Origin of the sequence: Thiocapsa rosea (assembly GCF_003634315.1) — a bacterium.
GTDB lineage: Bacteria > Pseudomonadota > Gammaproteobacteria > Chromatiales > Chromatiaceae > Thiocapsa > Thiocapsa rosea.
This window is the reverse complement of the sequence record NZ_RBXL01000001.1, coordinates 763,570-776,546: the sequence shown is the minus strand read 5'-3', so window position 1 is coordinate 776,546 and position 12,977 is coordinate 763,570. Positions and strand designations below refer to the sequence as shown.

14 protein-coding genes are annotated in these 12,977 nt (G+C 63.7%); 10 read left to right on the top strand and 4 right to left on the bottom strand.

Features of this window, described 5'->3' with window-relative positions:
• Positions 1-100 precede the first annotated feature (100 nt).
• The gene (murU, locus tag BDD21_RS03465; RefSeq protein ID WP_120795955.1) at positions 101-805 is read right to left on the bottom strand and encodes an N-acetylmuramate alpha-1-phosphate uridylyltransferase MurU; all 705 of its coding nucleotides are present in this window, start codon (positions 803-805) and stop codon (positions 101-103) included.
• A gap of 195 nt (positions 806-1,000) precedes the next feature.
• On the opposite strand from murU, the gene xthA reads away from it, so the two are divergent.
• From xthA to BDD21_RS03450, 3 genes are all read left to right on the top strand, one after another.
• Positions 1,001-1,819, top strand: a complete 819-nt coding sequence (xthA, locus tag BDD21_RS03460; protein WP_120795954.1) for an exodeoxyribonuclease III — start codon at positions 1,001-1,003, stop codon at positions 1,817-1,819.
• A gap of 147 nt (positions 1,820-1,966) precedes the next feature.
• Complete coding sequence (murI, locus tag BDD21_RS03455) at positions 1,967-2,827, top strand: glutamate racemase (protein WP_120795953.1); 861 nt, start codon at positions 1,967-1,969, stop codon at positions 2,825-2,827.
• Positions 2,824-3,417, top strand: coding sequence for a hypothetical protein (locus BDD21_RS03450; protein WP_245969385.1), 594 nt, complete (start codon positions 2,824-2,826; stop codon positions 3,415-3,417). Before murI ends, BDD21_RS03450 begins: the two co-directional genes overlap by 4 nt.
• 17 nt (positions 3,418-3,434) lie before the next feature.
• On the opposite strand, the gene mtaB is transcribed toward BDD21_RS03450, so the two are convergent.
• From mtaB to BDD21_RS03430, 3 genes are all read right to left on the bottom strand, one after another.
• Positions 3,435-4,802: a tRNA (N(6)-L-threonylcarbamoyladenosine(37)-C(2))-methylthiotransferase MtaB gene (mtaB, locus tag BDD21_RS03445; RefSeq protein WP_120795951.1), complete on the bottom strand. Its 1,368-nt coding sequence runs from the start codon at positions 4,800-4,802 to the stop codon at positions 3,435-3,437.
• On the bottom strand, positions 4,786-5,184 hold the full coding sequence (locus BDD21_RS03440; RefSeq protein WP_120795950.1) for a YybH family protein: 399 nt from the start codon (positions 5,182-5,184) through the stop codon (positions 4,786-4,788). Before BDD21_RS03440 ends, mtaB begins: the two co-directional genes overlap by 17 nt.
• Before the next feature lie 856 nt (positions 5,185-6,040).
• On the bottom strand, positions 6,041-6,532 hold the full coding sequence (locus tag BDD21_RS03430) for a hypothetical protein (protein ID WP_211335180.1): 492 nt from the start codon (positions 6,530-6,532) through the stop codon (positions 6,041-6,043).
• A 255-nt stretch (positions 6,533-6,787) separates the two neighbouring features.
• Here BDD21_RS03430 and BDD21_RS03425 point away from each other — a divergent pair, with 255 nt between their 5' ends.
• From BDD21_RS03425 to ltrA, 7 genes are all read left to right on the top strand, one after another.
• Positions 6,788-7,024 carry a BrnT family toxin gene (locus BDD21_RS03425; protein ID WP_281269125.1) on the top strand — a complete coding sequence of 79 codons (237 nt, stop codon included), beginning with the start codon at positions 6,788-6,790 and terminating at the stop codon, positions 7,022-7,024.
• Positions 7,011-7,277 (top strand): hypothetical protein, encoded by a 267-nt coding sequence (locus BDD21_RS03420; protein WP_120795946.1) that lies wholly within the window; start codon positions 7,011-7,013, stop codon positions 7,275-7,277. The genes BDD21_RS03425 and BDD21_RS03420 overlap by 14 nt, the downstream gene beginning before the upstream one ends.
• A gap of 370 nt (positions 7,278-7,647) precedes the next feature.
• A complete protein-coding gene (locus BDD21_RS28995; RefSeq protein WP_281269124.1) occupies positions 7,648-7,782 on the top strand; it encodes a hypothetical protein in 135 nt (44 codons plus the stop codon).
• A gap of 319 nt (positions 7,783-8,101) precedes the next feature.
• Complete coding sequence (locus BDD21_RS03415) at positions 8,102-8,953, top strand: reverse transcriptase domain-containing protein (protein ID WP_120795945.1); 852 nt, start codon at positions 8,102-8,104, stop codon at positions 8,951-8,953.
• Between the two features lie 9 nt (positions 8,954-8,962).
• Positions 8,963-10,408, top strand: a complete 1,446-nt coding sequence (gene tnpC / locus BDD21_RS03410; RefSeq protein WP_120795944.1) for an IS66 family transposase — start codon at positions 8,963-8,965, stop codon at positions 10,406-10,408.
• A 48-nt stretch (positions 10,409-10,456) separates the two neighbouring features.
• On the top strand, positions 10,457-10,945 hold the full coding sequence (locus BDD21_RS03405) for an RNA-dependent RNA polymerase family protein (protein WP_120795943.1): 489 nt from the start codon (positions 10,457-10,459) through the stop codon (positions 10,943-10,945).
• 561 nt (positions 10,946-11,506) lie between these two features.
• A complete protein-coding gene (gene ltrA, locus BDD21_RS03395) occupies positions 11,507-12,841 on the top strand; it encodes a group II intron reverse transcriptase/maturase (RefSeq protein WP_120795935.1) in 1,335 nt (444 codons plus the stop codon).
• Positions 12,842-12,977: the final 136 nt, after the last annotated feature.

Here is a 12,977-nt window from a genome sequence, read left to right as displayed (position 1 = left end):
GCTAAAATTTAAACCGCGTCTCTCCAAGATCAAGGAAGTCTCCGACGCTGAACACAACGCAAAAATGACGCATTTCGCTCTGGACGCGGTTTAAGCTTCATTATGGTCGGATCTCGGGCCGCTCGATAGGCGATGCGCGGTGCGATGACTCCCGCAGGAGCCGATCCAGCTCGGCGAGCCGTTCGGGCGTGCCGATGTCGAGCCAGTGTCCGCGGTGATGCTCTCCGCCGACGCGGCCCTGCGCCATTGCTTCTCGAAGCAGCGGTGCCAGCGCAAAGGCCCCCGGGCGACACCCTGCGAACAGGCGCGGGCTGTAGACGCCGACCCCGCTGAAGGTCAGACGCCTGTCGCCCTCGGTCTGGACCCGGCCGCCCGTCAAGATGAAATCACCGTTCGGGTGGTGCGGCGGATTCTCGACCAGGACCAGATGAGCGAGGTCGGTTCCTGCGAGGTGCAGGCCGATCGGGTCGATATCCGACCAGATGTCGCCGTTGATCACGAGGAAGGGGTCCGGACCAAGGAGCGGCAGGGCTTTGAAGATGCCGCCGCCGGTCTCCAGGGCCGTTTGCTCGGGGGAATAGCGGATGCGGACGCCGAATCGACTGCCGTCACCCAGTGCCGCCTCGATCTGTTCGCCGAGATGGGCGTGGTTGATCACGATCTCGCGGATGTCGGCCGCAGCCAGACGTTCCAGATGATATTGAATCAATGGGCGACCGCCGGCTTCGAGCAGGGGCTTGGGGACTTGGTCGGTCAGGGGGCGCATTCGATTGCCGCGGCCGGCGGCGAGGATCATCGCCTTCATAAGAGCGGGTAGGCTGTTGTGGGGGTGCCTCCAAGATACACCAGCCGGCGTCGCCCAGGTCGTTGACTCGATCCTCGTCGACTCGATCGGGATCCTGCGGCTCGAACGCAGCGGACGGCCGGTTTGGATGCCCGCCGTCGCCGTGGTAGCCTTTTCGTGCCTTGTCGGCCACCCAGGTGAGCGAGCGTCTTCGTCGTGTTCAAGATCATATCCTTCAATATCAACGGAATTCGTGCGCGGCCGCATCAGCTCGAAGCGATCAAGGCTGTCCATGATCCGGATGTGCTGGGCCTGCAGGAGTGCAAGGTTGCCGACGACGCCTTTCCGGTCGATCTCGTGCGAGGGCTTGGGTTCGCGACGCACTTCCACGGTCAGAAGTCGCACTACGGTGTCGCGCTCTTGAGCAAGGTCGAGCCGCTATTTGTCGCCAAAGGCTTCCCGGGGGACGCCGAAGACGCCCAGCGTCGCGCCATCATCGGGCGCTACCCCTTGCCCGGCGGGGACGAGATCACGGTCATCAACGGCTACTTTCCGCAGGGCGAGAGCCGTGACCATCCGATCAAGTTCCCGAACAAGCGCAAATTCTATGCGGATCTCACGGCCTATCTGCGCGCCTTCTGCACGCCCGATCAGAACCTCGTCGTGTTGGGCGATATGAATGTCGCACCGCTCGACTTGGATATCGGCATCGGGGCCGACAACGCCAAGCGCTGGCTGCGCACGGGCAAATGCAGCTTCCTCCCGGAGGAGCGCGAATGGCTCGAGACCTTGACCGATTGGGGTCTGGTCGATGCCTATCGCACGGTGCACCCCGAGGTCGACGACCGCTTCAGCTGGTTCGATTATCGCTCGCGCGGCTTCGAGCGTGATCCCAAGCACGGGCTGCGCATCGATCATCTGTTGGTGACCGCGCCGCTGCGCGAGCGTCTGCTCGATGCCGATATCGACTATGCCATTCGCGGTATGGAAAAGCCCTCGGACCATTGTCCGGTCTGGGCGCGGTTCGATCTGTGAGTCCGCCTCCGAGATCAAGGACATCTCCGAAGCCAAATGCGACATGAATAATGACGCATTTTGCTCTGGATGCGGTTTCATCAACACGGCGATTCTGATGCCTCACATCACGTCCCGGAAACAGGTTTCGGCAGGAGCGCTCGCGCGATGACGTCTGACCAACCGATCGGCGTCTTCGACTCGGGTGTCGGCGGTCTCTCGGTCCTGCGCGAGATCCGTCGCGCGCTGCCGCGCGAAGATCTGCTCTATGTGGCCGACTCGGCGTATGCGCCTTACGGCGATCAGTCTGCCGACGCGATCGAGCTGCGCGCCGTTGCCGTCACCGAGCGCCTGATTGCTCGCGGGGCGAAGGCGATCGTCGTGGCCTGCAATACGGCGACGGGTGCCGCGGCCCGGGTGCTTCGGAGCCGGTATCCGGTGCCGGTGATCGCCATGGAGCCTGCGGTCAAGCCGGCCATCGAGCAGACCCGCACGGGCGTGGTCGGGGTTCTGGCCACGCGACAAACCCTGGCGAGCCACACCTTCAAGCAGCTGCTCGCGCGCTTGGGCGAGGGGCCGGAGATTCTCCTTCAGGCCTGTCCGGGTCTGGTCGAGCGGGTGGAGGTCGGCGACCTGGAGGGCGACGGTACCCGAGCCCTGTTGGCCAGCTACCTTGAGCCGCTCTTGGCGCAGGGTGCCGATACCCTGGTCCTGGGCTGCACCCATTATCCGCATCTGGGCAGGCTGATCGGCGAGATCGCCGGACCCCGGACGACCGTGTTGGACTCCGGCGCTGCCGTTGCGCGGCAGGTTTACCGCCGACTGGCCGAGGCCGGATTGCTGGCACCGCCCGGCCGTGTCGGAATCGAGCGCTTCTGGACGAGCGGCGAGCCGGCCAGGGTCTCTGCGGTGATGGAGCGGCTCTGGGGCGCACCTTTGGAGCTCTATCCGTTGACCCGGGAGGCGGCGACACCCTTTGTCGGCGACGGGGCGGTCCTCGTCGCCCAAGGCGCCGGGTGCAGCCGATGATGTCCTGCGGCCTTCAACCTCGCTGCGCTGGCATCACGTCCAGAACAAGGGGACTCCGAATCGTCGCGATCTTCACCCTTCTCATCGCCGCGTTTACCTCGGCAGGTGCCTTCGCCAACGACCCGTGCCTCAAGATGGTGTTCGGGCGTTATTGTTTGGGCGGTGATGTCGGACCGCTGCTGCAGGCCGTTCCACCTCCGCTCGTGCGCCAAGAGCAGGACGCGAGTTTGGCCCTGGTGTTCGTCGATGGTCCGGACCGCCTCTATGTGCTCGCCTTCAACGGCAAGATCTACAAGGTCGTGCTCGCCTTCGGCGTCTCGACGCAACTGCGCTACGAGGAAACCTATGCCGCCTTGCGCGACATCTACGGATCCGGCGAAGACCGCAGCCGCTTCTCCCCCGATGCGACCACGCCCGGGCGCCGTCTGGTCGCGATCCGTCGCGGCGAAGGCGTCGCCATGCATGTCTGGACGCCATCGCCGGCTTGGCGCATCGAGCTGTCCTGGACGCGCGAGATGGGCCTCGCGCTTGCCTATGTCGCCACCGAGATCAACGCCGCACGCGCTGCGCAGATCGACCGGGGCCTCTGAGACCGGTCTCGGGTCTCTCAGTCGCGGCTGTCCGTTCGCCGATCCATCGGCCGTCCGACCAGCATGAGTCCAGCGTCGTCCAATCCGGAAAGCACAGCCTTGACAAGCTGATTGCCGTCGATGGCGGTATCATGCGTCGCGACCTGGACCGGCAGATAGTTGGGGGTGTAGCCGAATCGGGTGTCCCGCCGCTCGCCGTCGGGGTTGCCCTCGCAGAGGATCTCGACGGACTTGCCGATCTGCTCGCGCAGGACCGCTTCGCGCATCTGCAGTGCGAGGTCCTTCAGCGCGATCAAGCGCCGATGCTTGGTGTGGCTATCGACCTGACTCGGCATCTCGGCCGCACGGGTTCCGGTCCGCGGCGAGTAGGCAAAGGCATGGATGTGCCCGAATCGCATCGACTCGGCGAAGGCGAGCGTCTCGTCCCAGTCATCGACGCTCTCGCCGGGGAAGCCGACGATGATGTCGGTCGTGATGTTGAGGTCCGGCACGCGCGCGCGACCCTGCTCGACCAGGCTCGCGAATTCCGCCGTCTTGCAGCGCCGCGCCATGCGTCGCAGGACGTGGTCCGAGCCGCTTTGCAGCGGCAGGTGCAGATGCGGCATCAGGCGCGGATCCTCGAAGTTTCGCCAAAAGGCATCGCCGAGATCCCAAGGTTCCAACGAGCCGAGGCGCAGACGGGGGATCCCGGTCTCGCCGAGGATGCGCGCGATCAGCTCGGAGAGCGTGCCGCCCGAGTCGCTGCCGTATCCGCCGAGATGCACGCCGGTCAGGACCACCTCGCGGATGCCCTGCGCGACCAGCCGGTCGATGGCGCCGATGATCTCGGCAGGTGTCCGGCTGCGCTCCGCACCCCGCGCGACGGTGGTGATGCAGAAGGTGCAGCTGTAGCGACAGCCATCCTGAATCTTGATGAAGGCACGCTGACGGCCCCGCGCGAAGAGTGCTCCGGCGGCATCGGTTGCGGCCGTCTCGGCCATGGCCGGAAGGTTCAGGGTGGCGAGCGCGATCTCGACCAAGCGGTCCTTGTCGCGATTGACGACGATCAGATCGACACCGGTCTCGGCCGAGACGGCGCTGTCCCCGAGCGTGGCGAGACAGCCGCTGACGATCAGTCGTGCCCTCGGGTTGGCGCGTTGGCTACGCCGCAGGACGCCGCGCGATTTACGCACCGCCTCCTGCGTGACGGCGCAGGTGTTGACGACCACCAGGTCGGCAGGGGCGTCCGCATCGACTACGCGAAAACCTGCGTCCCGAAAACGCTCCGCCCACTCCTCGGATTCGGCCTCGTTGAGCCGACAGCCGAGCGTCGCGATATGGACGCGCCGACCGAGGCTTACTGCGGGCCCATGGTGATCGGGTCCGATCTCAAGCCCCCGGCGCACTCGGCGCCTGCGGCGTCGGCGAGTTCTGGTGAATCAGCAGGCGCCAGCCATCGGCCCCTTTTCTGAAGACGTTGGTGCCGTAGATCGCGGGACCCGGCTGACCTGGTGCCCCGCCTTGCATCCGCTCTTCGATCAGATGGACCGCGGTCTCGCCGGCCTCGATCCAGGCGAGGTGACGCACCTGGATGTCGAAGGCCCCGGCTTGCTCGAAGATGGATCGCCAAAGCTGCAGCACCTCCCGCCCCATTACCAGCGGCGTCATCGGCAAGAGACAGGCGATGCTCTCCGAGTCCTCCCACACCTCGGCCATGACCGCGGGGTCGCCCGCCTCCAGCGCATCGTAGAAGGCGTCCTCGGCGTCCTGAGGTGTGTCGAACGGCATCGGCGTGGGTTCCTGATTGATGGGTTGATCGTTGGCGGCAAGCGGAGCGCCGGGCAGGCGTGCGGGGGTAGGGGCGACTTTAGTCGCCTCGGGTTGGTCGATGCTCCCCGGAAACCACCGCGGCTGACAGCTGATGGATGACTGCTCACTCCGGCGCAGCTGCGCTCCGGCCAGATTCCGCGTTCCGCTCAGGCACCGGCGGACTGAGCCAAGGCGCCGATCGGCGCAAATCTACACGAGGGATCCGCAGTTGGATCCGGTCCGAGGTCACCTCGCGTGACATGGCTGCAATGTCGGCGTCCGGCGGCAGGTTTAGACGCTGGCTCGCCGAGCCACTCATAACACTGTAGCCCTGGCCGTAGCCCGCGCCGAAGCTGTCTTTCCGATACTCCTCGGACCGGGTCCGGTAGGCAATCCTCAATCCGCGCCCTTGTGAGCTGATTTGAACCTGCGCGGGATCGATGTTCTCAAGCCTGATCTCGACGAGGTATGCGTCGGGGGTCGCTCGTCGCGCGATCGACAAATGTCTCGCCTGCCGGCTCAAGGCCGCGGGCTGCGCGGAAGGCGCGTTTGATTGTGCGGCGAAGGGGTTGCTCGGCGGCACAGGCAACCCCGGCGGCTCCATGAACGGCGGTGGTCCGAAAGACTGCGGCGCGTAGGGGTTGCCCGGGTCCACGAAAGGGCCGTGGTTGCCCCATCCGCCGGCCCACGGGGCTGCGGGAGCGTAAGGTCCGGGCGACGGCGGTCCGTAAGGACCCCACGCGAAGGTCGGGGCGGAAACGACAATGATCAAAACCGCGACGGTCAGGTGAGCGATACGCATCGGTGACTCCTACATCTGCGGGGATCCGATGCGTTAAGTATAGGGCGGCGGAGGACATTGGCGCACCCGCCACGTCGGCCGATCCGTCGAATCGACGAGGCCATGCGACAAGAGCCAGAGTCGCGCATCTTCGGCATCCTGCTCGAACCATCGCTTGGTCGAGCCCAGCCGAAAGCTGTAGCCCCAGGCATCCATGTCGGCGAAGAGACGCTCGCGCCCGAGACCCGGGATGGCGTCCGCCAGCAACACCTGGAGATAGCAGACCGCATTCTCTTCCGGGTCGTCGCCGCCGGCATCCGTATGCAGGCGCGCACGCCGATCCGGGTCCATGCAGATCCAATGCCCCGCCTCGTGGAGGACCGAATGCAGGGGCGTCTCGGGTGTGGCATGCAGGACGTCGCCGACCAGGCCGGCTTCCGACTCACCCCAATAAGAGCCGGGAATCGGCTGGCCTGCGTCATGAAGGTTGAACCCCAGGCCGAAACGCCCGAGCAAGGATACGACCTGTGTGATCTGCGCACCCATGGCGCCGAGCGTCTGGACGGGTAGGGGGCTTGCGGGGGGCGTGTGATCGTCAATCATGCTGTCGCTGCTGGCTTTGGGGAGTCGGTCGCCGGATCTCGGTCTGCGGTGGAGTGATGAGCGAGAGAACAACCATGCGGCGGGTTCCTGAGCCAGACGGGGCCTCGCTCGCAAGACCCAAGACCGGCCACCCAAGACATCAGTCGCTCGTGACACCCGCTCTGCGGTGTCACGCATGCCCCCGGCGCTCTGCGCCACGTGCCACGATGGCCGGAGTTACGAGCAAGGCTGGCCGGGACTGTCTTTGGTGACCCGATGGCACTGACGTTCGACGATCCCGATCATTCCACCGGCGAGAGGCGTTTCCTTACCTTCGGCGTCTCGCGAACGGGGAAATTTCTGATTGTTTGCCACGTTGAACGAGGCGGCGACACGAGAATCATCAGTGCACGCAAAATGAGCAAACACGAGAAGAGAATCTATGAAGAAAGCTAAGGTCGAAGACGACGACATGCGTTCCGAATACAAAAGGGAAGACTTAGGCGTTGGTGTACGCGGGAAATACTACGACTCGTACGTTGAATCGCATAACCTGGTCCTGCTGAGGCCAGAAGTCGCCGAGGCATTTCCGACAGAGGAGGCCGTGAATGATGCATTGCTCTCCCTTATCAGAATAGCCAAAGCGTCAGCTGGTCTAACAATTGGCTCAGAACCGACCCAAAACCCAGCGTCGAGCTCGGAGCAATAAATAGGGTATTACGCGCGCGGTTTGGGGCTGGCTAGCCACGGCGGGTGTGCGCGAGTTCCAGGGACAGTGCGGCCTGGCAAGGCTGCGTATTCTAGCGGGTGGGACCCCCGTCCGGGTAATCGCTAGCCACGAGCCCGGTATCGAGCCTTGTCGTGTCAAGTTAAATTCAGATCCTTGGAATCGGAACGGAGACCGTGAAATTGGATAGCGTTACCCAGTGGGTGAGGGGTGACCCAATTCCCATGAGAGGCGGCTAGCCACCGACTCTGTAGCGAACCTGCGTGCATAACCCGCAAGGGTGTGTATGAAGCCAGGTGTAGCGAGTGTGCAGGCCGCGTGACTGAGTTCCGAAAAGATATGGTTGTGGTCCATGAGGATAACCGAGCGCGAGCTTGGGAAAGCCGACGGCATCAAGGCGCCGGAAGGCTGTAGTCCTTGGAGCGCTAGGGCGAGCGACGAGGACACCACCGGGATCGACGAGCGGGGCATGTACACACAGGGGTAGCCTGGGAACTTGAGAGGACCGTCATCTCCTTGTGGAGAGCACCGGTGAGCACGCCGGTCAAGAGTCGGGCCAGGCGCGGCCAGGGTCATCGTCGCACCCGGGCAGCGAACCCGCGAGGGGACACAAACGCAAGCGAACGAGCACAAGGTATCGGGAAGCGAGCTTGAGGCGAAGCAACCCGAGATGGAGAAACGGTCGTCTTAGCTGAGCATAGTACCGAAGGCTGAAAGTTGGAGAGCCGAGAAGGCGGGGAACCGAGACCCAAGGGACCCGCTGTAGGGAAGGCGACGCCGGGCATAACGTATTGTCGTGGGGAAAGATGAGCGGCACACAGAGGTCAATCTTCATCGAAACACCACTGCGGCAAATCGCAGAGCAAGCGATCGAGCATCCGGATCGGGTCTTCACAAGCCTGATCCACCGCATGGACTTGGACCTTCTACGCGAGGCCTTCTACGAACTGCGTCGAGATGGCGCACCGGGATTCAGTGGAATCACGGTCAAGGACTACGCCAAGGACCTGGAGGCCAACCTCGAGGACCTCCACCGGCGGCTGAGGACGCGGAGCTATGTGGCCCCGCCGATCAAGCGCGTGTGGATCGACAAGGACAACGGAAAGAAACGTCCGATCGGACTCGTGGAAATCGAAGACAAGATCGTCCAGAAAGCGGTATCGATACTGATGGGGGCGGTCGTGGAGCAAGACTTCCTGCCGATCTCCTATGGCTTTCGGGAGGGGCGCAACGCCCATGACGCCCTCGCGGACCTACGCGAGCAGTGCATGACGCACGGTATTCGATGGATCTATGACGGAGACATCACAGGATTCTTCGACAACCTTGACTGGGGCTGGCTAAGGGAGTTCATTCAGCGCCGGATCAATGATGGTGGGATACTTCGGCTGATCGGGCAGTGGTTACATGCCGGCATCATCGAGGGAGAAGAGATCAGCTATAGCGATAAAGGAACGCCACAAGGCGGGGTCATTAGCCCCTTGCTGGCGAATATCTATCTCCACTACGTACTGGATGAGTGGTTCGAGACTGAAGTCAAGCCACGGATGAGAGGGCATTGCTTCCTCGTACGGTTTGCCGATGACTTCGTCATCGGCTTTCAGAATGAGAACGTAACTGTTCAGGTCAGCTTGCCAAACAATCCCCTGGGGCGGTAAGTTTGCGACATGCCTAAGACGCCACCGACAACCGACCGCCCCGACAGCAAAGATGCCGAGCTGACGCGGTTGCGAGCGCAGAACGCCGAGCAGGCGAAACAGATCGCCGAACTGCTCCAGCGCATCCGCGATTTGGAAGCGCGCTTGGGCAAGGATAGCCACAACTCCAGCAAGCCCCCGTCCTCGGACCCGCCGTTCAAGAAACCGCCGCCGCGCTCGCGCCGCGTGCGCAGCGGCATGAAGCCCGGTGGTCAGAAGGATCATCCCGGTGCCACCCGAGCACTGGTCGAGGATCCCGAGCACCGCATCGTTATGCCCCTGGAGGGGCTTTGCGGCTGCGGGCGCGACTGCGCCGAGCTGGCTGTCGAGGTCTTGCCCGAGCGCCGTCAGGTCATCGATCTGGTGGTGCACCGCGAGGTCACCGAGTATCGCGCCGTGACCGGCGTGTGTGCCTGCGGCCAGGTGCATCGCAGCGCCTTCCCGGAGGCGGTCGGTGCACCGGTGCAATACGGCCCCGGACTGTCGGCCTTGGCGGTGTATTTGACCGACTACCAAAACCTGCCCTATCGGCGCAGCGCCGAGCTGATCGGTGTCTTGGCGGGGATCACGCTCTCCCCGGCCACCCTCCTCAACATGGGTCGCAAAGCGGCGGCGCGCCTGGCGGCACCCGTGGCGGCGATCGGTCAATCCATCGTGCGCAGCGCCGTGGCCCATGCCGATGAAACGGGGATGCGCGTCGCCGGCGCCCTGCAGTGGCTGCATGTGCTGAGCACCTCGGTGCTGACGTTTTACGCCGTGCACGCCAAGCGCGGCGCCGAGGCGTTGACCGGCATCGGCCTGCTCGACGGCTTTCGCGGCATCCTGGTCCACGATCACTGGCGGGCGTACTTGAGCATCCCGGCACGGCATGCCTTCTGCAATGCCCATCACCTGCGCGAACTCATCGCCCTCGCCGAAGCCGACCCCGTGCTGTCCTGGCCCAAGCAGCTGATCGCCTTGCTGTGCGAGGCCAACGACGCCACCATCGCCGCCCGCGCGGCCGGCCTCGAAGCCCTCCCCGATGGGGTGGTGAAGGACGTCTTCACCCGTTACGACACCATCCTCGCCGACGGGGTCTTCTTTCATCCGCAGCGCCTGCCGCCACCGGGCAGTCGACGACGGGTCAAACAGACGCCGGCCTACAACCTGGTCGCGCGCCTGCGCACCCACCGCGACGAGGTCCTGCGGTTTGTCACGGACTTGCGCGTCCCCTTCGACAATAACCAAGCCGAACGCGACCTGCGCATGCCCAAGCTTAAGCAAAAGGTCTCGGGCTGCTTCCGCGCGCCCGAAGGTGCCGCGGCCTTCGCCACGGTACGCTCCTATCTGTCCACCCTGCGCAAGCAGTCGATCGATCTCTATCCCGCCCTTGTGATGACCTTCCGGGGTCAGCCTCCGATGCCGCGCTTGCCGTAAGGCCGTTGGCGACCTGAACAGTTACATGAGAACGATGCACGGCGCGCCATGGAAGTGTTGCCGAAGCGCTTCGGGAAATACGGACTACAACTGCATCCAGAGAAGAGCCGCCTCCTCGATTTCAGTCGGCCGGCGCGTGCACAAATGCGCGGGCGGGGAGCCAACACATTCGACTTTGTCGGATTCACCCACTACTGGGCGAGGTCAAGGCGGGGATTTTGGGTCATCAAGCGCAAGACCGCACGGAAGAAAGTCAGGAAGACGATCCAGGGGATCTGGGAGTGGTGCCGCAGAAACCGGCACCGCAACATTGAGGAGCAGCACCGCGTGCTGTGCTCAAAGCTGCGCGGTCACTACCAATACTTTGGCGTGCGTGGAAACTCGCGCGCCATGGCGGCGGTACTGGACCGCGTACGTCGTGCTTGGCGGTACTGGCTGCATCGGCGCAATAGCAAGAAAGCGATGCCATGGAAGAAGTTCGCGGCATTGCTGGAACGTCTGCCGTTGCCGAATCCCAAAATCCTCCACGCCGTCTGATCGTTGGCGGGGTAGCGAAGTTATGTGTCGGGAGTGGTGTTGCGCTCCTGATAACCGAGGAACCGGATGACCGAATTGGTCACGTCCGGATCTGTGGGGGGGATGGCTCAGTAATGGCTGTCTCTACCCGGACGGCGCGGCTGGTAACAGGCGCGTCGATGCGTAGGCACGAAAGCAGGCGAGGTGTAAGGGTAACGGGTGGAGCCGACCTTGAAGGTATTGAGCCCCGAAAAGAACATGGGTGAGTGCCGACGGGTTTGTCCCCCCGGCAGGCAACAGACCGTGACGCGCTGTGGCGAGTGGCACGGGAACTCCCCGGGGTCCGAGACCACATCGAGCCTGACATCGAGAGCACGTGGTCACCAGGGAGATCCGCGCATCGGTCCGCCGGAGGCGGGCACCCGTGAACAAGTGTAGAAAGCAAGAACACGGGCGGTGATGCGCGGAAGTCGGAGCCACCCATACGAGCTGTGACGCCCGGTAATGCGGGTCGAGCAAAGGGGTGGCGGTTTGAGACAACGCAAGAGTGAAACACGGCCCTACACCGAGAGGACTCTGACCGTGACCAGCAAGCTTGAGCGTTTCACACTGAAGGCGCGCGCGGAACCGCACACGCGGTTCACGTCCCTGATGGGCATGTTGTTTGACCCGGAAGGGCTGCGCGAAAGCTTCGAGCGCCAGAACGGACGCAAGGCGCCCGGAGTCGACGGGGTCAGGAAGGACGACTATGCAGTGGGTCTGGACGCGCGTCTGGAGGATCTGTCGGCACGGATTCGCCGTCTGGGGTACCGGCCTCTGCCGGTGCGGCGCACCTATATCCCGAAAGGGGATGGCCGCTATCGGCCGTTGGGGGTGCCGAGCTTCGAGGACCGCCTGGTCCAAGATCGCCTCAGCCGCATTCTTCAGGCCATCTGGGAACCGGAGTTTCGGGACTGTTCGTTCGGGTTTCGGCCGGGTCGCAGTGCGCACGATGCGCTGCGCCGGGTGGCCGAAGTGATCACCAACGGGCGCACGCAGTGGTTCGTGGAGGCGGACATCAAAGGGTTCTTTGACCATTTGTCACACTCCCACCTCATGGAATTCCTGGAGCACCGCATCGGCGATCCCAATCTGTTGCGGATCGTGCGACGGTTCCTGAAGGCCGGCATCATGGAAGACGGCGCGTTCACGGCCAGTGAAGAGGGCGCCCCGCAAGGGGGTCTGGTCTCGCCCGTGCTCAGCAATATCTACCTGCACTATGTGCTCGATCTCTGGTTCGAGAAACGGTTTGCGGGAATGTGCACGGGACGGGCGTACCTGATTCGCTACGCCGACGACTATGTGGCCTGCTTCGAGCACGAAGGCGATGCACGGGCCTTTCTCACCAAGATGACCGCACGTCTGGCGCAGTTCGATCTGGAGGTCGAGCCGAGCAAAACGGCACTGCTGCGTTTCGGCAGCGACCAGCTGGGTCGGACGCGGGCGGAGACGTCCGAACCGCGGACCTTCAGCTTCCTCGGCTTCACCCATTATGTCGGGAAGAGCCGGACGGGGCGTTTCGTCGTCGGGCGCAAGACCGACGGCAAGCGGGTGCGCAAGAAGCTCGCGCTCTTGAACGAGCGCTTGCGCGGGCTGCGGGCGCAAGGCGGACGGGCGATGGTGGCATACCTGATCCGGCATCTGCGCGGACACATCCAGTATTACGGTGTGAGCGGCAATAGCCGGGGCGTATCGGGTTACCTCTACGCCGCGACGGGCCTGTTGTTCAAATGGCTCAACCGGCGCAGCCAACGGCGTTCGTTGACCTGGAAGCGCTTCTACGCGGTCATCAAGCCCATGCTCCCGACGGCGCGGATCATTCACGACCTCTACCCCGTCCCTTGGTGGAAGACTCAAGCTGGGAGCCGGATGGTGTAACACTCCAAGTCCGGTTCTGCGAGGAGCCGGGAACGAACCGTCGTATGGCCGAGATCATGTGGCACCGCCGGGAAACCAGGCGGCAAACAGAGAACACAAACGTCAGCCTAACCGATGGCAAGGACCCGGCTTACTC

Excerpts from the sequence above, each read along its gene's own strand:
- murU (WP_120795955.1), bottom strand. The coding sequence starts at position 805 with ATGAAGGCGATGATCCTCGCCGCCGGCCGCGGCAATCGAATGCGCCCC.
- murI (WP_120795953.1), top strand. The coding sequence starts at position 1,967 with ATGACGTCTGACCAACCGATCGGCGTCTTCGACTCGGGTGTCGGCGGT.
- BDD21_RS03450 (WP_245969385.1), top strand. The coding sequence starts at position 2,824 with ATGATGTCCTGCGGCCTTCAACCTCGCTGCGCTGGCATCACGTCCAGA.
- BDD21_RS03440 (WP_120795950.1), bottom strand. The coding sequence starts at position 5,184 with ATGCCGTTCGACACACCTCAGGACGCCGAGGACGCCTTCTACGATGCG.
- BDD21_RS03430 (WP_211335180.1), bottom strand. The coding sequence starts at position 6,532 with ATGGGTGCGCAGATCACACAGGTCGTATCCTTGCTCGGGCGTTTCGGC.
- BDD21_RS03420 (WP_120795946.1), top strand. The coding sequence starts at position 7,011 with ATGAAGAAAGCTAAGGTCGAAGACGACGACATGCGTTCCGAATACAAA.
- BDD21_RS28995 (WP_281269124.1), top strand. The coding sequence starts at position 7,648 with ATGAGGATAACCGAGCGCGAGCTTGGGAAAGCCGACGGCATCAAGGCG.
- BDD21_RS03415 (WP_120795945.1), top strand. The coding sequence starts at position 8,102 with ATGAGCGGCACACAGAGGTCAATCTTCATCGAAACACCACTGCGGCAA.
- tnpC (WP_120795944.1), top strand. The coding sequence starts at position 8,963 with ATGCCTAAGACGCCACCGACAACCGACCGCCCCGACAGCAAAGATGCC.
- BDD21_RS03405 (WP_120795943.1), top strand. The coding sequence starts at position 10,457 with ATGGAAGTGTTGCCGAAGCGCTTCGGGAAATACGGACTACAACTGCAT.